The 17,024-nt window shown below is 42.1% G+C and carries 15 protein-coding genes, 4 pseudogenes and 1 riboswitch; of the genes and pseudogenes, 9 read left to right on the plus strand and 10 right to left on the minus strand.

Annotated features, from left to right (window positions below):
• Positions 1 to 115: 115 nt before the first annotated feature.
• Positions 116 to 484, minus strand: a complete 369-nt coding sequence (gene rtp / locus NYE28_RS11010; protein ID WP_003153833.1) for a replication termination protein — start codon at positions 482 to 484, stop codon at positions 116 to 118.
• 431 nt (positions 485 to 915) lie between these two features.
• On the opposite strand from rtp, the gene NYE28_RS11015 reads away from it, so the two are divergent.
• The 3 genes and pseudogenes from NYE28_RS11015 to NYE28_RS11025 all read left to right on the plus strand — a co-directional run bounded on the left by NYE28_RS11015 (position 916) and on the right by NYE28_RS11025 (position 2,763).
• Positions 916 to 1,344 carry a GNAT family N-acetyltransferase gene (locus NYE28_RS11015; RefSeq protein WP_000640391.1) on the plus strand — a complete coding sequence of 143 codons (429 nt, stop codon included), beginning with the start codon at positions 916 to 918 and terminating at the stop codon, positions 1,342 to 1,344.
• Between the two features lie 140 nt (positions 1,345 to 1,484).
• Positions 1,485 to 1,919, plus strand: a pseudogene (locus tag NYE28_RS11020) (IS4 family transposase); the annotation flags it as partial.
• Between the two features lie 319 nt (positions 1,920 to 2,238).
• The gene (locus tag NYE28_RS11025) at positions 2,239 to 2,763 is read left to right on the plus strand and encodes an SDR family NAD(P)-dependent oxidoreductase (RefSeq protein WP_254061205.1); all 525 of its coding nucleotides are present in this window, start codon (positions 2,239 to 2,241) and stop codon (positions 2,761 to 2,763) included.
• A gap of 587 nt (positions 2,764 to 3,350) precedes the next feature.
• Here the strand turns inward: NYE28_RS11025 and NYE28_RS11030 are convergent.
• Positions 3,351 to 4,067, minus strand: coding sequence for a 3-ketoacyl-ACP reductase (locus tag NYE28_RS11030; protein ID WP_007407344.1), 717 nt, complete (start codon positions 4,065 to 4,067; stop codon positions 3,351 to 3,353).
• Positions 4,068 to 4,196: 129 nt separating this feature from the next.
• On the opposite strand from NYE28_RS11030, the gene NYE28_RS11035 reads away from it, so the two are divergent.
• Together NYE28_RS11035 and NYE28_RS11040 are read left to right on the plus strand one after the other, a co-directional pair.
• Entirely contained in the window at positions 4,197 to 4,502 is a 306-nt protein-coding gene (locus tag NYE28_RS11035; protein ID WP_032869927.1) for a hypothetical protein, read from the plus strand.
• 65 nt (positions 4,503 to 4,567) lie between these two features.
• Positions 4,568 to 5,329 carry a hypothetical protein gene (locus NYE28_RS11040; protein WP_342490068.1) on the plus strand — a complete coding sequence of 254 codons (762 nt, stop codon included), beginning with the start codon at positions 4,568 to 4,570 and terminating at the stop codon, positions 5,327 to 5,329.
• A 31-nt stretch (positions 5,330 to 5,360) separates the two neighbouring features.
• Here NYE28_RS11040 and NYE28_RS11045 read toward each other — a convergent pair whose 3' ends face one another.
• The 3 genes from NYE28_RS11045 to NYE28_RS11055 are packed head-to-tail and all read right to left on the minus strand — an operon-like array spanning position 5,361 to position 9,131.
• Positions 5,361 to 6,608: an RbtT/DalT/CsbX family MFS transporter gene (locus tag NYE28_RS11045; RefSeq protein ID WP_023356946.1), complete on the minus strand. Its 1,248-nt coding sequence runs from the start codon at positions 6,606 to 6,608 to the stop codon at positions 5,361 to 5,363.
• Between the two features lie 47 nt (positions 6,609 to 6,655).
• Positions 6,656 to 8,122 carry an FGGY-family carbohydrate kinase gene (locus tag NYE28_RS11050; RefSeq protein WP_342490069.1) on the minus strand — a complete coding sequence of 489 codons (1,467 nt, stop codon included), beginning with the start codon at positions 8,120 to 8,122 and terminating at the stop codon, positions 6,656 to 6,658.
• The gene (locus NYE28_RS11055) at positions 8,115 to 9,131 is read right to left on the minus strand and encodes a 2-hydroxyacid dehydrogenase (protein WP_015239990.1); all 1,017 of its coding nucleotides are present in this window, start codon (positions 9,129 to 9,131) and stop codon (positions 8,115 to 8,117) included. Before NYE28_RS11055 ends, NYE28_RS11050 begins: the two co-directional genes overlap by 8 nt.
• A 121-nt stretch (positions 9,132 to 9,252) precedes the next feature.
• A riboswitch (SAM riboswitch) is annotated at positions 9,253 to 9,345 on the minus strand.
• Between the two features lie 147 nt (positions 9,346 to 9,492).
• Between NYE28_RS11055 and NYE28_RS11060 the strand changes: the two are divergent.
• Together NYE28_RS11060 and NYE28_RS11065 are read left to right on the plus strand one after the other, a co-directional pair.
• Positions 9,493 to 11,532: pseudogene (locus tag NYE28_RS11060) on the plus strand (molybdopterin oxidoreductase family protein); the annotation flags it as partial.
• 80 nt (positions 11,533 to 11,612) lie between these two features.
• Positions 11,613 to 11,923: pseudogene (locus NYE28_RS11065) on the plus strand (hypothetical protein).
• A gap of 43 nt (positions 11,924 to 11,966) precedes the next feature.
• Here NYE28_RS11065 and NYE28_RS11070 read toward each other — a convergent pair.
• Positions 11,967 to 12,191, minus strand: a complete 225-nt coding sequence (locus NYE28_RS11070) for a hypothetical protein (protein WP_094031769.1) — start codon at positions 12,189 to 12,191, stop codon at positions 11,967 to 11,969.
• Between the two features lie 199 nt (positions 12,192 to 12,390).
• Here NYE28_RS11070 and NYE28_RS11075 point away from each other — a divergent pair, with 199 nt between their 5' ends.
• Both NYE28_RS11075 and NYE28_RS11080 read left to right on the plus strand, forming a co-directional pair.
• Positions 12,391 to 12,969 (plus strand): MarR family transcriptional regulator, encoded by a 579-nt coding sequence (locus NYE28_RS11075; RefSeq protein WP_052827535.1) that lies wholly within the window; start codon positions 12,391 to 12,393, stop codon positions 12,967 to 12,969.
• Positions 12,962 to 13,243: a hypothetical protein gene (locus tag NYE28_RS11080; protein WP_061581688.1), complete on the plus strand. Its 282-nt coding sequence runs from the start codon at positions 12,962 to 12,964 to the stop codon at positions 13,241 to 13,243. The genes NYE28_RS11075 and NYE28_RS11080 overlap by 8 nt, the downstream gene beginning before the upstream one ends.
• A 39-nt stretch (positions 13,244 to 13,282) precedes the next feature.
• Here NYE28_RS11080 and NYE28_RS11085 read toward each other — a convergent pair whose 3' ends face one another.
• From NYE28_RS11085 to NYE28_RS11100, 4 genes and pseudogenes are all read right to left on the minus strand, one after another.
• Entirely contained in the window at positions 13,283 to 13,741 is a 459-nt protein-coding gene (locus tag NYE28_RS11085) for an SMI1/KNR4 family protein (protein ID WP_014418100.1), read from the minus strand.
• 14 nt (positions 13,742 to 13,755) lie between these two features.
• Positions 13,756 to 15,557 (minus strand): annotated as a pseudogene (locus tag NYE28_RS11090) (T7SS effector LXG polymorphic toxin).
• 329 nt (positions 15,558 to 15,886) lie between these two features.
• Positions 15,887 to 16,219, minus strand: a complete 333-nt coding sequence (csaA, locus tag NYE28_RS11095) for a chaperone CsaA (protein ID WP_007611940.1) — start codon at positions 16,217 to 16,219, stop codon at positions 15,887 to 15,889.
• Positions 16,220 to 16,287: 68 nt separating this feature from the next.
• The gene (locus NYE28_RS11100; RefSeq protein WP_342490070.1) at positions 16,288 to 16,998 is read right to left on the minus strand and encodes a helix-turn-helix domain-containing protein; all 711 of its coding nucleotides are present in this window, start codon (positions 16,996 to 16,998) and stop codon (positions 16,288 to 16,290) included.
• Positions 16,999 to 17,024 lie beyond the last annotated feature (26 nt).

Below are 17,024 nucleotides of genomic sequence, written 5' to 3' on the forward strand. Positions count from 1 at the left end.
TGATGTCAAGTTTGAAGGTATTATTGATATGTATTGTTCCAAGCCTGCTATTATGTATAATGAATCACAGAACAAACCTTTTGAGCCCGGGAGGCCGGGGGCGTTCCGGCCGGATTTAAAAATTATCTGAAATGGCTTTTTCTATCAGCTTTTTGCAGCGGTCAAGCTCTGTCTTCAGCTGTTTTTTGTAAAGCTTCGCAGCCTCATAGTCTTTAAATTGATAGAGAACGACTTCCTGGAGTTTGGCTCCCTCTTTTTTCACTTTTACTTGCTTTAAAATCCCGTCATCCAATAGTTCGTGAAGTGAACGGTACACCTCGGTATGATTCGGCTTAAAACCGATGGGTTTAAATTCCGAACGCAGCACCTCGAGAAGCTTCAGTCCGTAAAGCCGTTCCTGCTCTGTCATTGTAATCATGTAAAGCTTTAAAAAAGCTCTTTGTTTCACTAAAAAACCGGTTGAACTTCTTTTTTCTTCTTTCAATATGTGCACACCCTTTCCTCTAACAAATAATTCCATGTACTAAATATTCTCTATAGATGCCCTTTTCCCTTTTTATATGCTGTATCAGTTTTATTTGTATCTTGTTGTTTTTATGGATAGAGGGAAAAATTGAATAACTGAACATTTGGTACATAGTTTATTTAGTATAATTATAACCTGTTTGTGCCGATATTTCATTCTTCCGTTCAGGGGTAGTACCACATCACTATCAAGTTAAAAAACAAAATACCCCCTAAAATGAAAAAATACTGTAAAGTAATAATAAAGATTTGATATTATAATCAAATTATCGAAATGTTTATTTGGAGGTTTTATTAATGAACATTTTAAGTTCGTGGTTATATAACATGAAAATCATAAAATACTTATTGGGAAGGAGTTGATAATTTAAAACTAAAGGAGAGATATTAATGATATATAGAAAAGCAAATCAGAAAGATTATGATACAATTTTGAATATATGGGAAGAGTCGGTTTTAGCTACTCATCATTTTTTAAGAGATACCGATAGAGAAGAGTTTAAAAAAGAAATACCCTCATATTTCCCACATCTTAATGTCCAGTTATGGTATGAGAAAGAAGATTTAATTGGCTTTTCTGCTATAAATAAACAACACTTAGAAATGTTATTCTTAAAACCTAATAAAATAGGTAAAGGATATGGTAAAGCTATTATTAATTCTTTAATTAAAGACTTTGATATTACAACAGTTGATGTAAATAAAGACAATAAGAGTGCAACTAAATTCTATATTAATAATGGCTTTTTTATAGTAAGTGAAACGGAAACAGATTCTTCTGGACGTCCATACCCTATACTAGAGCTAAAGTTAAAATAAGGTAAAGGTGAAAATCCTCCCTTACCTTTGATTTTTGCACTAAACTGAACGTTAGTCCAATAAGAATTAAACAACTTTATTGTCACTTAAAAAATACGCTATTCTTTTCGTAGAATTATAGGAAAGGATGGCGTATTTGTATGTCTATTTCTATATCTGATGAATTACAATTATTTGCTCAAGAAATTCAAAGGTTTTTATCTCCAAACGCCTTACAGAATCTTGCTAGGGATGTTGGGTTTGTTCAGCGATTGAGTAAGTACCAAGCAAAGGATTTAATCGCTTTATGTGTGTGGTTGAGCCAAAAAGTTGCTACGACTTCTTTAACTCAGCTATCTAGCTGTTTAGAAGCATCAACTGATGTGCTTATCAGTCCTGAGGGACTGAATCAACGATTTAATCAGGAAGCTGTTCATTTTTTACAACAGATATTAGCCAAACTACTAAACCAAAAATTAGCTTCATCTGTATCGTTTTCTTCTCCCTATACTTCTGTTTTCAAACGTATTCGTATTTTAGATTCAACTGCATTTCAACTACCTAATTCCTTTTCAAGCGTTTATCCAGGTGCTGGTTTTTGTGAATTGATAGCTTTTAATCTTGGCAAAAGCTACTTCCCTTGACCGTGACTGTCTACACATACACAGCTTTTAAAGCTGTATGGTACCTACTGACCTATATAGGTTATTTCTTACGTAACCTGGGTGAAATAAATTAAAGATTTTGAATAATAAAAAACAAACATGCTATAAATTCTTATAAAAATCTTTAAAAATGCATATTTCACACAAAGAAAGCTGCTTAAAATGAAACCGTATTATAAACCTTTGTTATTGACTAACATGCTGCTTAATCGATTTTAAAGTATTTGTTAGCAAAGAAGGAGAAGATAGAATGGAAAAATTAGTTGGGAAAGTAGCCGTTATTACAGGAGCTGGCGGCGGATTAGGTAAATATATTGCACTTCGCTTCGCAGAAGAAGGTGCTAAACTAGCATTATGTGATATCAATGCAGAAGGGCTTAACGAAACAGCTGAATTATGTAAAAGCAAAGGTGCAGATGTATTTGCAAAAGCATTTGATGCTACTGATATTAAGCAGTCAACAGAATTTATTTCGGATACGGTTGTACAATATCAAACCGTAGATATTTTAGTAAATTTAGCGATGGCGATTGAGCCACCTCATTCATTTTTGGATCATACAAGAGAGACACTTGATAGAAGTTACCAGACTGGTCTCGTTACAACATGGGATTTTATGAAACTGTGCTATCCATACCTTAAAGAAAATGGTGGTAAAATCATTAATTTTGGCTCTGGAAGTGGTAATGAAGGACAGGAGGGCTATGCAGCTTATGCAGCGATCAAAAAGAGGGATATTGTATGCGTCATAAATCAATTGAGAGATATATTCTAAGTTGTTTTTCATTTTGCCACTCCTGATATATCAAATTTATAAAGCGCCTTCATTTTTGAATTAAAAATAAAGATGCCCCTGGATTGATGAGAGACTGTTCCTTAGAATTCATAGCAAGGTTAAAGTTGTAAAATATTTGGCGGTGTACGCAGGTGAAAAAATTGCTATACATTGTGCCATCACCAAGTTAGATAGCTACTTAGAATTGTAGTGATTATAGTAAAAATAAAAAACAACAGGATAATCATAAATGTATGTTATCCAACTTTTTTTATATTATCGCAGGATTGAATGTTTATATTATTAATTGTAATTTCCAAAGTTCCCAAAGCGTCTTTTGGGAACTTTATTTGCTTAACGTTGTAAATCCGCATTTTTCTGACGCTACCCCAATTATAACTTATTTTAATCTTGATATTTCCTTATTTCGGGTTGTGACAGCTTCGCTGGTACTCCCCCGTTCACGGAAATTCAGAAGACGAATCTTTTGATCTATTAACATTCCCTTCAAAAGATAATCAGAAGCGCCGATGGACCGTTTCGAATGGAATAAAAAAGACCCGTCATGAAGACAGGTCCCCTTTTGTTTAAGGATTGGTTGACCACAAACCGGCAGTTTTGATGAAAATGCGCGGATGTAATTTCAATTGAGCAACCATATATTCTGCAAGATCCTCAGGCTGCATGACTTTTTCCGGATTGCCGTCTGTCAGATTTAATTCAATAGACATGTCGCTGGCAACCGTGCTCGGAGTCATTGCGCTGACACGGATATTGTGTTTTCTGACTTCCTGCATGAGAGATTCAGTCAGACCGAGAACGGCAAATTTAGAAGCGCTGTACGCACTTGTCGCCGCGGCGCCTCTTTGGCCCGCCGTAGAAGAAATATTAATGATATCTCCTGATTTTCTCTCAATCATTTCAGGTAGAACGGCGCGTGTCACGTGGTATACACCCATTACATTCACTTGAATGATGTCTTCCCACTCTTCAGGCGTAAGATCCAAAAATCCGCCGAATTTGCTGATTCCGGCATTGTTAATCAAGATGTCAATCTCACCGAGTTCTTCTTTAATAGAGGAGACGGCTTGCTCTACCTCTTTTTGGTTTTTTACATCGGCAGCAGCGAATGATGCCTTTACACCAAGGGCTTTCACTTCTTCCGCAACCTTTTCGACATTTGCTTCTGTGCGGCCGATTAAACCGATATTGACTCCTTCTTTGGCTAAAGCGATAGCGGCGGCGCGGCCGATTCCTCTGCCCGCACCCGTGATAAGAGCCGTTTTGTTTTGTAAACTTTCCACGTCTTTCACCCTTTCTGAATGTCCTTATGTACGATTTCACATTATAAGCAGAAAAAAAACAATTAGCAAATAAAATGATTCAACACGATCCGTAAAGGGTACCTACTGAAAAAAAGGAGTGAAAAGCAGATGATCATCATTTTGTATATCAGTGCTGCCGTTGCGGCTGCCGCATTAATTTATGCAGCCGTATCCGCCGCGCATTTTAAAAGAAACACAGCGCCTGATATAAAGAAGATTAACGCCGCGACAGCGTCCATGCAGACGGCCGTTGATGAAATCAAAACAGAAACCGATCTGTTATCGCAAAAGCAGAAAGAGCTGAAAGAAGATTTTCTCACTAAAAAAACAGCCGTGCAAACGACGGCGGCCGAAGTTAAAGGAACGCCTCACGTCCTGAAGATGCTCTGGAACGCCGGTAAAAGTGATGTATGAGCCTGCATGTCATCCGACGTTTTTGATGACACTAAGAGAAACCGGCGGATTCAAGGAGGCATAACATGATTTGCGATCGTGAGCGGCTTGCGCATTTTTTGCAGCAGCTTAAAGCACTATCTTCTTCGGTAGGGTTTACAAAATCGGATTTGCTGACTCCGGCTTTCCATTTAGCTAAGGACGGAGATCTGGATTTGTATTATTCGCCTCATAATGAATATATTAACCCTTATGCAGTCGTTGCCATTTCCGGAATCACACCCGGTTTTTTTCAAATGCAGCTGGCTTACAAAAAAGCGGCACAGCTTTTAAAAGATGGCGAAACTCTTGAAACGATAGCCTATGAAACAAAAAAAGCGGCCGGACTTTCCGGTTCAATGAGACAGAACATCATCGAAATGCTTAATGAATGCGGTCTGCCGGCCGCGCTTCACGTTGAGGATTCATCCCGGTTATTTGATTCAAAACGGGAGCTTCTTCATACAACGTCCGTTATCAAACACCCTGTTTTTTATAAACAGAAAAACTATACGGGACATCGGCCGGCAATCAGCAGGTCAGCTCTTCTATGCCGTTACGCGCTGACATGTTTTCCGGATGAAATAGAAATGATGAAAAAGGACATTCTGCTTATCCCTCTCGGCAAAGCAGCAGAATCAGCCTGCCGCATGCTGAAGAAGAACGGCAGAATGGGTCATGCGGTCATTCTGGAAGGCTTCCCGCATCCGTCCGGAGCAAACGGACATCGTTTCAAACAATTTCACGAAAACAAACAATCGTTACGTGAACAAATTCAGCGCTTTGCCGGGTTTCTTCAGCAGCTGTAAAAAAACGCCCCGAATTTTCGGGGCGCTGCTGTTAAGAAGCGTATTCAGGCAATGCTTTATTGTGTTTTGCCGTTTTCTCTTCAGGTATTTTGATTTGATTTGTCAAGATTGCACTTACGAAATAGAGCGCTGCGAAAATCCATACAACGCCTTGTGCGCCGACAAGTCCGATGAACGCCCAGGCAAGCGCAGGGCCGACAAATGCCGACAGGCCCGCAGCCAGATTTAACACAGACATGGCAGCACCTTTATCGCTGCCGGCCGCCGTCGGCACGATAGCCCCGATCGGAACGAACCCGGCGAGGAGCCCTCCCCATATAAAACCGACAATGCTGACGAAAAGCAAGTTCCCATGTGATACAACAGGAGCATAATATAATAAAAGAGTAAAAATGCCGCAGCCCACTCCCCCGAACCACATGACAGTCTTCTTCCAGCCGAATGCATCGCCGACTGCGCCGAAGATTAAGTTAAAGACGATATTTCCGAGAAAGATCGTTCCCCAAATTTGAAGCCATACATTTGTAGAAATGCCGTGCTGCGCCATATGCATCGGAAGAAATACCGGAAATCCGTATGTACCAATGCTGTTAATGATCCGAATGATCCCCCCAGAGAGCACACGCGGATTTTCAGCAAGGATGGTGATTCCCTTCATTAATTCCTGCGCCTTTTCCCGCTTATCTGCCTTTTTCTTTTCAAAGCGGTCCCTATTTAAAATCAAAGCAAAAAACGCGCCGAGGCAGACCCAGAAAATTGAACTCCACAGTGTATTCAAATAGCCGAAGGATTTGATGGCCCAGCTTGAATACCAAGCACCGAATACAAACATCCCGCAGCAATATGCAATCCAGAACCAGCCGACCGCCGTACTGAGCCTGTTTTTCGGCGACCGGTAAATCACCCATGTCAAAAAAGAATAGGCAAACAGCGGATAACCCAGCCCTTTAATAAAATACGTGACATACATCACCGACAAATTAAGATTTTCAAATCCGTATGCGATAAACGCGGCTGTTCCGATAACGTAAAACAACAGCCCCATAAACATCGTCCGCTTTGCGCCGAAGGCTTCGAGGCAGACCCCTGAAAACCAAGACGCCACAGCGAGAGAAATACCGTAAACCGTAAACAGGGATGCTGATTGCTGTACCGTCAAGCCGTTTTCAACTAAAAACGGGCTGAGCCAGCCTTGTTCAAGGCCGTCCCCCATCATAAACAGCACGACTCCTAAAAATCCCCATGCGAGCTGTTTCGGAATTCCTATTTTATTAAGCATTTTTGTTCCTCCTCAGCAATCTTTCATGTTGTCATCTCATCCCCAAGTCAGGCTTTCACCGCCGGCTGAAAATGAGTAAATAATTTTTGCGTATATTTCCATTCTTCATATAGGAAGAGATCCGTCTGATCCGCTTCCGGCTCAATTACCTTTGTGCGGCTCGAAAGCTCTGCTTTCACACCGAGAGCTTCGTTGCAAATCATCGCCGCTCCCATTGCGGATGCCTGGCTGAACCCCTCTCTCTTATAGATTTTCTTTTGGAGAAGGTTAGCAAGAAACTGCGTCAAAGCATCACTTTGGAAACCGCCGCCGCACACCTTCACATCATCTTGTGAAAAGGAAGCCACCTCTGTTAACGCCTCATAGTTCCATTTGATTGAAAAAGCGATTTCCAGCAGGGCGGCTTTGACAAAATGGGCTCTGCTTAAGTTTTGGGACAGCGGAGCGTCAAAAATAAATCCGCCTTTTGCCAGTGCGTTTTTCTCAGGCGATAAATAGGAGCCTAACGCAGAAATACAGGCATGATCATGTTTCGGCAGACTTGCGATTTCCCGTTCCATAACGCCGTAGGATTCATTCGGATAAAAAATGGATTTTAATTTTTGATAATTGAGTCCTGTTACACCCGGATTCGTTTCAAGAAGCCATTGACCTTCTTCTGTATGGCAATTCAGCCATGCATTCTTTAAACTTTCGGTTCCGGTCTCCGCTGTTATCTTTGTAATCGGCGTCGTCGTGCCGGATACGATGACGATATCTCCCGGCTTTGCATCCGCACTTTTGATGGCAAGCTGTGTGTCTCCCCCGCCTGCAATCACAGGCACTCTTTCAGATAGACCGAGGACCGCCGCTTTCTTAAACGTTAACATTCCGACAACCGTCCCAGATCGGACGAGTGAAGGAAGAATGGCAGAAGGCACACCGAAGATGTTGCATAATTTCTCTGACCACGCCTTTTTCCTTACGTCAAACAGCAGTGTTTCAGCAGCCTGTGACGGTTCATAGCTTAAAATACCGCTCAGCTCAAATGTCACCCAGTCACTGATGCTTGTGATGTACTTCACTTCTTTCCATAAAGACGGCTGTCTAGCTTTTAATCCGACAAGTTTCATGGCGGAAAATAAAGCGCTCGGAAGACGTCCGGTTTGCTGATGCACTTCTTCTTTTGTCTCAATCCCGTCTTCCCATTCACGGCCTCTGTTATCAATGTTGGGCAGACCGAGAAATGCCTTTTTATCTTTATTGATCAGAACAATTCCCTGCCTCTGGCTCGTTGAGGTGATTCCGATTAATGTAATATGAGGGCTTTTGCCAATAACTTTCCTTGCCATAGCGCTGATTTGCTTCCATAACCCTTCCGGTGAGAAATATCGTCCGTCCGGATAAAGCGGATCCGTCACATATTCAATGTCTTCCCTTTCAAGCGCGGTCACTTCGCCGCCGGCAGTCACGACCGCGACTCGCGCATTCCCCGTCCCGATATCAAATACAAGGTAGCCTTTTTGTTCAGCCATTACAGCCTCCTCCTTCCGTTTCAAGTTCTCTTTTGTTATAAAGTTCACGTATTGAGCAGGTTTGATCTTGTTTCCATTTGAAAAGCGCTTCATTTAAAATCTTCACATGATGATCTTCCACTTCAAATGTTGCGCCCGCTAAATGGGGAGTCGCTAACACATTCGGCAAAGAGATCAATTCATAATCAGAAGATTCAGGCGGTTCGTGATAAAACACGTCAAGGATCGCTCCCTTAATCCGCCCTTCTTTCAGCACCCGCAGCAGCTCTTCCCTGTCTGTAACCGCCGCTCTTGACGTATTGACAAAAACAGCTTCCTGTTTCATCAATTGAAAGTGCCGGGCGCCGATAAGGCCGATGGTTTCTTCTGTGCGCGGCAAGTGAACGGAAACAATATCACTTTCAGAAAATACCCGTTCAATCGTCGTTTTTTCATACTCCCGGTTTTCATGACGGACAAATGGGTCATAGTAAAGCACCTTGCAGTCAAAGGCGGCCAATAGCCGGGCGATTCTCTGTCCGACAGCTCCGAAACCGATAAGGCCGACTGTTTTCCCTGTCAGCTCATTTCCTCTGAATTTGACGTAAGCCTGCAAATAATCACCATTCCACTTCCCGTCCTTCAGCCACTGATGGGAAGAATACGTATGACGCAAAAATGAAATCACATTTCCGATAAACATTTCAGCAACAGCCTGGGCATTGCGGGCCGGTGTAAAGAAAACGGGGATTTTTCTTTTAGTCGCCGCCGCAATATCCACGTTAGACGGCATTCCTCTGCAGACACCGATAAAAGCGGAATCGGGCAATATGTCAATAACACGCTCAGACACCTCATCAAGTTCAGTAATAAGCCCCGACGCGTTTGTCTCTTGAATCATTCGGATTAATTCATCTTCCCGATAGGCCCGGCCGTGCTTCTTCCACGGCCGGTGCACAGTCCGGCCGAACAGCTCAGTCAGCTCCTTCAGCCCCTCGTCGTGATATGGTGCGGTAATTAAAACCGTCATGGTGTAAAACATCCTTTTCACATAAATTTTTTCATAAAAAAATCTCTTTCCCCAAAGAAGGAAAGAGATTCATATACCGTCTTTATGCGCTTGAAGCGCACAAATATGTATAGATCATTCTTTCCTATCTTTCAAGCATACGCTTGCTGGAATTGGCACAATAAATGTTGCCGAGGTTTCGTAGGGCCAGTCCCTCCACCTCTCTGGATAGAAAATAAAATGATGAAATTGTCAGGCTGTTTAAAAGAATAAACTCATCATAGAAAAGTCTTTCCGTGATGTCAACACTTTTTTTCTGAATTGACGTTCGATTTTGAAATGTTATAATGCTTACAATATAAACAAAGAGGAGAAATGGGCTATGAATTCTGCTGCAACACAGCCGAACGGGGTCTTTAAGTCGGTATGCTCACTAGACTGTCCCGATCAATGCGGCTTGCTTGTGACAAAAAAAGACGGAAAAATCGTTAACATTCAGGGAGACCCCGATCACCCGGTCACATCAGGGAATATTTGCAACAAAGTCAGACACATGGCTGAGCGTATTTATGATGAGAAGCGCGTAACCGTTCCGTTAAAACGGATCGGTAAAAAAGGTGAAGCCGCGTTTGCGCCTATTTCTTGGGAGGAAGCTATCAATACGATCAGTGCGCGCTGGAAAGAGCTCATTGCCGAAGAAGGAGCGGAAAGCATTCTTCCGTACAGCTTTTACGGCAATATGGGAAAACTGGCGGCAGAGGGAATGGACCGCCGTTTTTTCCATCGTCTCGGAGCGAGTCATCTCGAACGGACGATCTGCAGCAAAGCCGGATCTGAAGGCTATAACTATACAATGGGTGAAGGAGCGGGTACTGATCCGGAGGAGACCATACATACAAAGCTCTTTATTTTTTGGGGGATCAATGCCGTCAGCACGAATATGCACCAAGTCATGATTGCTCAAAAAGCCCGGAAAAAAGGGGCTAAAATTGTCGTTATCGATGTACATAAGAACCAAACCGGCCGGCTTGCCGATTGGTTTATTCCCATTCGCCCCGGCACAGATGCCGCACTCGCCCTCGGTATCATGCATGTCTTATTCGACGAAAACCTTCACGATGAAGCATTTCTCACAGAATACACCGAAGGCAGTGACGAATTAAAAGCGCATGTCAAACACTATGATCCGGAAACAGTTTCTGCTATTACAGGCGTTAAAGCCGACGATATCAGACGCCTTGCGAGAATGTACGGGGAAACCTCCCCTTCCCTTATCAGGATCGGAAACGGCATTCAGCACCATGACAATGGCGGAATGATCGTCCGCACCGTCGCCTGCCTCCCGGCTGTTACAGGACAGTGGCTCAACACCGGAGGAGGCGCAATCAAGCACAACAGCGCGGTATTAAACTATAACAGACAAGCGCTTCAGCGGCCTGATCTGCTTTACGGCAGGAAGCCACGATCATTTAATATGAACAGGCTCGGAAGCGTTCTTTTAGAAACAAAACCGCCCGTGCGCTCCCTGTTTATTTACGGTACGAATCCCGCAGTGGTTGCGCCGGAAGCGAATAAAGTCAGAAAAGGCCTGCTGCGGGAGGATTTATTTACAGTCGTTCACGATCTGTTTTTAACGGAAACCGCCAAATATGCGGATATCGTGCTCCCTGCTGCATCCGCTTTTGAAAACACGGATTTTTACACGTCTTACTGGCATCATTTTATTCAGCTGCAAAAACCGGTGATCGAACCCTACGGGGACAGCAAATCGAATACGGAAGTGTTCCGTTTGCTTGCCGGAGCAATGGGATTTACCGAGCAGGAGCTTCAGGATTCCGATGAAGAATTGATCAGACAGGCGCTGGACTTTCCCGACAATCCGTATATCGAGGATATTGATTACGAATCGCTCTCACGCCATTCCTTCATGAAAGCCAAACGGAAAAAACCGCTTTTTCCGGGACAGCTCAAGACACCGAGCGGAAAAATTGAATTATATTCTGAAAAGATGAAACAAGACGGTTATCCGGCGCTGCCGACGCACATCCCTCTTGAGAGCGATGGCGATTTTCCGCTTTTATTTGTCCCGGGACCGAATCATAATTTTTTAAATTCGACATTTTCGAATAATGAAAAACACGTAAAACTGGAAAAAGCGCCAAAGCTTTTTATTCATACAGAAGATGCTGTACGCCGGAACATAGAAGACGGGGAAACCGTTAGAGTTTGGAATCACCGCGGAGAGTGTGAATTGACAGTTTCGGTCGGCGAACAGGTGCTTCCCGGCGTTGCAGTCAGCCAAGGTCTTTGGGCCGATATGGATGATAAAAAACAGCTCGTCAATTCGCTCACGCCCGATCGGCTGGCGGATATGGGCGGAGGCGCTGTTTTCTTCTCCGGAAAGGTGCAGGTGGAAAAGCTCAGCAATCAAAACCGCCCGCGTAAACGCCCGGCGGCCTTGCTGAAGGCTGAATCCTTTCGGCCGGCTTCACCGTATAAAAAATGATAACGTTTATTGGAGGTTTGCTGTATGGATATCATACCGGCATCGGAATCGCTTTAGCCGGATATTTCATCGGAGACGGATTGAAAAACTTTAAATCACCTGATCCTCATGAACACACTGACCACATTCTCATTAAAGAAAAAGATTTACACTTCTATATTGGTATTATTTCGGAGTTACCAAGGAAGAAGCGAAACAAATCGTGCCCGACACCTCCGACATTCCGCATATCACGAGAAACGGAAAGCTGTATGTACAGAAAACTGCATTAAGAGAATGGCTGACTTCCATGCTGGAAAAAGAATAACAGCTGCCATGAAAAGCGGGAAGAGTTTTTCTCTTCCCGTTTATTAAGATTCGCCGCCCTGCCTCTCTTCAACCCCAAACATACGAAGGATATCGTTCTTACGTAATGAAACATCCCCTTCTTTAGATTTCAAATAAAACCCTTTCTTATATAACCGTATGACTTCCTCATATGTAAGTTCATGACGAAGGAGCGCCATTAAACGCCCATCTTTTTCATCTTGTTTATTGAACCATTCATACTGTTCTGACCAGTTCACTTTCTGCATGTCAAACACCTTCTCACTTTGGATTAATGCCCTTTTCGCATTTATTATACTTATTTCCCCTTTTGTAAACACTCCGACTGCCTGTGACATTTTTGAAAACAGCCGCACCCGCTACTATTAGTCACCATATTGACTTGTTTCCCATTTCGTTGTATATTATAATTGTCAACATGGTGACAATTATAATAGGAGATACCTTATGGATATTAATTTATTAATGAAGGAACTGCATGTCATGCAACAAAGTTACGCATCATTATTTTCGGTTGTCAATAAAGTGCAGGCTCGGGGGGACGAATACTTAGAAATGTTGACTTCCCGACAGCACATGACTCTTATTGCTATTGCCCATTTACCGACGGAAGATACCACACTTATGAATATCGCTAAAAAGCTGGGCACAACAAAACAAACCGCTAACAAATTAATTTCAAGCCTCGCGAAAAAAGGATATGTTCACACTGTGCCAAGCAAACTGGATAAACGTGCAATCAATATTGAGATTACCGCTGAAGGAAAAAAAGCGTTAATTTCCTGTTCAGAAAAATCCACCTATTTTTTAGCGGATATGTTTCATGACTTCACAACTGATGAAATTGAAACATTCTGGAGGCTATTGCAAAAACTTTATCGTTTTGATGGTGAAGAACAGGATGGTTTTGAAGAAAAAGCACATTTGAAAGTTGAAGATCAGGCACAATTCATCTCAGATGACTATGAAGAAAAAATCATGACTGAATTTTCAAAACGGCGATATGGGAGTGCAGACGATGAATAATATGCTTTATCGAAAAGTAAAAGAAACAGAGGATAAAATGAAGGAAAAATGCTATGAGCTGAAAGATAAAATTGATCAATTTATTTCTCATACTAAATACAAAATTCATTGCAACCGTAAACTGGACCGAGCCGGCAATTATATATCAATTGCCATTGGACTCTTTATCCTAACTGCCTCATGGCTGACCGCAACACAATGGCTGCTTTGGATAGGCGCGGCGAGTATTTTGAGTAATGCCTGTTTGCTCATTATAAAGCCTGTTAAAAATTGAAAATCTGAAAAAAGCTCTCTAAAAGAGAGCTTTCTTTTATTAATCGTCCCAGTCTTCATCTTCTTCCCAGTCATCTTTCGCTTCCTGAATCTTATTATAAAAAAATTCGATAAAGCTTTCTGCAGCGATATCTTGATAGCCAATTATCCTATCCCATTCCACTACAGGGCATTCTCCGTCTTTCATTTTATTCGTATCTAGACAGTAAGCAAAGAAATCAACATCTTCTATGACAACAAGACCATCAGCAAGTCCATAATGTTGTTTATATTCTTTAGTTTTATCTGCAACTGACGCATGATCGAAGTTATAGCCTAAAACCAAAACCCCAAATAAACCACCAGCACCGTATTTTTCTAAGAACCATTTATAGCTAATAGGAAGTTCGCATTGGAGGATTTCTTCAATGCGAGTTATGTTTTCATGGCTTGCACCCTCTGTGAATATAGCATTTTGCTTGTTTTCATTAATAAAGTTTTCAACCTTTGAATAAATCATTTAATTTAAACACCTCAATTCTCATTCTCAAATTGTTTCGCTCTCCACTTCCAATATCTCTTTCGAAAGCTTCCATATTGTGCTTTTAAAACCTTATCATTTCTAAAACTTTCACCATCAGTCTTAAGCTTATGAATAACATCACTATATTTTGTATGTAAACTGTTTGGAATTTCAAGCATTGGCCCAGGTTCTTCTTGAATCAAGTGATGTAAATTAATCTGTGTGCCATCTTTTGCATAAGGAGCATTACCGTTTTTCGTAAGCTGAAGATTTGTTACGCCAAATTCTGTTTTTTGGTTCATATCAATATCTTTTATAGTATACACTCTGCGGCTTATGTCTTTAACTTTTCCCTTTGCTTTTACCTTGCCCTTAACCTCAAAGGCACCATACTTTTCTTTATTTAACCAAGGAAGGTTTATTTCTTGACCAGTAGACGGCTTTCTCGTTCCATCCGGGATTTTCTTTGCATTGGTCAAAAGTTCATTTTTAAGGTTTTGGCTGTCAACCACATTGTATGGTACGTCACCCGACAGAGCAAGATCATATTTAGAGTTATAAGGAAGGAGTTCTGGAAGTTTAACGTCTTTAATTTTCTTCCCTGCCTGCCCTGCCTTGTTTATGACTTTCCCCGCCGCATCAGCTTTGTTAACGGCTCCTGCGCCTTTCGTTCCGACGACAGCCACAGCTGCTGAACCGACCGCATATGTCACCCATCTTGATCTGGAATACGCATCTCCATTTACCATATCCTTTTGATACGATTCCTCGATTGCTGCTGAAACAGCATCATATGTTTAACAGGATGAAGTACTGCATTCCCCAGTGCTGACAAGGTTTCTCCCGGATCGGTTATGAAGTCCCATAGACCGGTTACCGTGTCTTTCCCGACATCATATAAACCAACGCCAGCTCCTTTTAATATATCCCAAGTCACTTCTCCGGCTTCTTCCAGCTGTTTTGCTTGTTCAAGCTGAATGACATATTGCTGCTGGGAAGGTTCAAGGTTTTCATAGCCGATCTTCTTCACAATTTCCAAATATTCATCCGGATCGGTCACACCGTCGGCGAGTTTTTTCTTCAGATCCTTGATTTCCCGCTCTTTCGCTTCTTCCTTTTTAAACGTTAAATATGTGTCTGAGTGTCTTGCAATCTCGTCTTTTTTCTTATGTATGTCGCTTTCTCGGTATGCCTTGGCGTTGTAATAAAGCGGAGTGGCGTTTTTTCCTTGGCCTGTTGCGTTTTGGAGCTGCTGAAAGTCGGCCTGAATGAAATGTTCATTTGCCTCGGTTTCTGCGTATTCTTTCGTTAGATCGTGATCAAGCTTTCCGAGTTTATGTATGGTATCGTTCCTTTTTTTATCTGCTGAATCCAGCTTTTGATCGACATCTTCTGTCGAGAAAACATCAAGATGAATGATATCACTGATTTCATCAAGGATACCTTTCATTTCATTGCGCTGCTCCTGCATGATGGCTTGTGATTTATTCTTCGCATGAATCAGCTCGTGTTCTAAAAATGACTCTTCCACAAACGAATCGGCCAGTCCCGCATCAGCTACTTTTCCAGAAATACTGTTAAGAAACGCAATCTTCATATCGATCAGATCAAGCCAGCTGTCTGTGACACCGGCGTGATCTTGAAAGAATGCTTTAATGTTGTCGGCGCCTTTGCCTGAAAACTCACTGTCATCTAAATCAGCCATTCCCTGAAATGCTTTTCTGAGATTGATAAATTGTTCTCTAATCTGATCGTATTGTTTTGCCCGCTTTTCTGCGGCTGAAATGAACGAGGCTGCTTCAAATACTTTCATTTGCGGCTCCTTTCCGCTTCTTTATTCCTAAATTTTACCACGGGATATAAGATTAAATGAATCTCTTGCATTTGTCGAACTGCTTTATTCAAGATCATAAAATTTCAAACAAAACCTTACACGAAAGATCGGGGATCGGCAAAACAAAGCCAGATATAACATATATTAAAAAATCTCTTGCATTTCTACACCCGCCATGCTATATTGATATAGCGATGAGCTGAATTGTGTAAGCCGATGCACATGCCCTTGCGGCACACACGAATGTGGCGTGTGGTGTATCGCCTCAATACGCAAAAGACGTTTGCTTCTGCAAACGTCTTTTTTTATTATCCGATTTTCGTTCCGTTCGGTACTGTCTGCTCTGGCGTAAGCAGGACAACGTCTCCTTTTTCCGGGATGCCGCCGAGAACGAGAACTTCTGACTTAAATCCGGCGATCCGCCGCGGCGGAAAGTTGACAATAGCTGTCACCTGTCTGCCCGTCAGATCACCCGGTTCGTACCGTTTTGTAATCTGGGCGCTTGATTGTTTCATGCCGATCTCTTCGCCGAAATCTATTGTCATCTTAATGGCCGGCACCTTTGCTTCCGGAAATACTTCCGCTTTTACGACCGTTCCTATTCTGAGATCAAGCTTGATAAAATCTTCAATGACTGCCATATCAAAAACTCCTTTTTTACAATCATGTTACCAAAAAAAGAAGCAGTTTATTTAACCGATTTTCAGGATTATTTATCAGATTGAAAGGTGTTTCGGAAGACACGCGGCGTTATTCCCTTATGTCTGACAAACCATCTGGTAAAGGAAGACAAATTTTGAAAGCCGACCTCCTGACTGATGTCTGTCAGCCGGCATTTTGTTTCAATAAGCATTTGTTCCGCTTTCTTCATACGGAGCTCAGCAATATAAGCTTGCGGGCTTTTCCCCGTCTGCTTTTTAAACCAGTCGGAATAATACGCCGGGTGGTAATGTTCCATTGCGGCAAGCTCTTTAATTGTAAAAGTCTTTGATAGATTTCGGCGGATATACGCAATTGAATCATTCGTACGGTTTACTTGTATCTTTTCAGCAATATATTTTGCAAGCAGACTCAATGAATGAGCCGACTGCTGCTTTGTCTCTTCTGTCAGCAGAAACCGAATCGATGTCCAAAAAGGATCAAGCTTATTCAGAACGCCGGGGGCAAATGAACCTTTGAAAAAATATGCCGGTATGTCGAGAACGAGACATTCATTTCGCTCCAAAGAACGGAACCGATGTTCATGCCCGGGCGGAATATACAGCATTTGATCAGGTTTTAATCTAATTTTACGTCTTTCTGTCTCCAGGTCCAGCTGTCCTTCGAGCGGAAAGAGCATTTGGCAGTATGTGTGTGCATGAGAATCAAAAATATGTGAATAGGTGCGCCGCTCACAAATGATATGTTGTAATGAATCCATTTGTCCCTCCTTTTTACATGATGCGT

The sequence above is a fragment of the Bacillus sp. FSL R5-0443 genome, from assembly GCF_038608285.1.
GTDB classification, from domain to species: domain Bacteria; phylum Bacillota; class Bacilli; order Bacillales; family Bacillaceae; genus Bacillus; species Bacillus velezensis.

Bases quoted from the DNA above. Each gene is read 5' to 3' on its own strand.
- NYE28_RS11015 (WP_000640391.1), top strand. From the start codon at position 916: ATGATATATAGAAAAGCAAATCAGAAAGATTATGATACAATTTTGAAT.
- NYE28_RS11025 (WP_254061205.1), top strand. From the start codon at position 2,239: ATGGAAAAATTAGTTGGGAAAGTAGCCGTTATTACAGGAGCTGGCGGC.
- NYE28_RS11035 (WP_032869927.1), top strand. From the start codon at position 4,197: ATGATCATCATTTTGTATATCAGTGCTGCCGTTGCGGCTGCCGCATTA.
- NYE28_RS11040 (WP_342490068.1), top strand. From the start codon at position 4,568: ATGATTTGCGATCGTGAGCGGCTTGCGCATTTTTTGCAGCAGCTTAAA.
- NYE28_RS11045 (WP_023356946.1), bottom strand. From the start codon at position 6,608: ATGCTTAATAAAATAGGAATTCCGAAACAGCTCGCATGGGGATTTTTA.
- NYE28_RS11050 (WP_342490069.1), bottom strand. From the start codon at position 8,122: ATGGCTGAACAAAAAGGCTACCTTGTATTTGATATCGGGACGGGGAAT.
- NYE28_RS11055 (WP_015239990.1), bottom strand. From the start codon at position 9,131: ATGACGGTTTTAATTACCGCACCATATCACGACGAGGGGCTGAAGGAG.
- NYE28_RS11070 (WP_094031769.1), bottom strand. From the start codon at position 12,191: ATGCAGAAAGTGAACTGGTCAGAACAGTATGAATGGTTCAATAAACAA.
- NYE28_RS11075 (WP_052827535.1), top strand. From the start codon at position 12,391: ATGGATATTAATTTATTAATGAAGGAACTGCATGTCATGCAACAAAGT.
- NYE28_RS11080 (WP_061581688.1), top strand. From the start codon at position 12,962: ATGAATAATATGCTTTATCGAAAAGTAAAAGAAACAGAGGATAAAATG.
- NYE28_RS11085 (WP_014418100.1), bottom strand. From the start codon at position 13,741: ATGATTTATTCAAAGGTTGAAAACTTTATTAATGAAAACAAGCAAAAT.
- csaA (WP_007611940.1), bottom strand. From the start codon at position 16,219: ATGGCAGTCATTGAAGATTTTATCAAGCTTGATCTCAGAATAGGAACG.
- NYE28_RS11100 (WP_342490070.1), bottom strand. From the start codon at position 16,998: ATGGATTCATTACAACATATCATTTGTGAGCGGCGCACCTATTCACAT.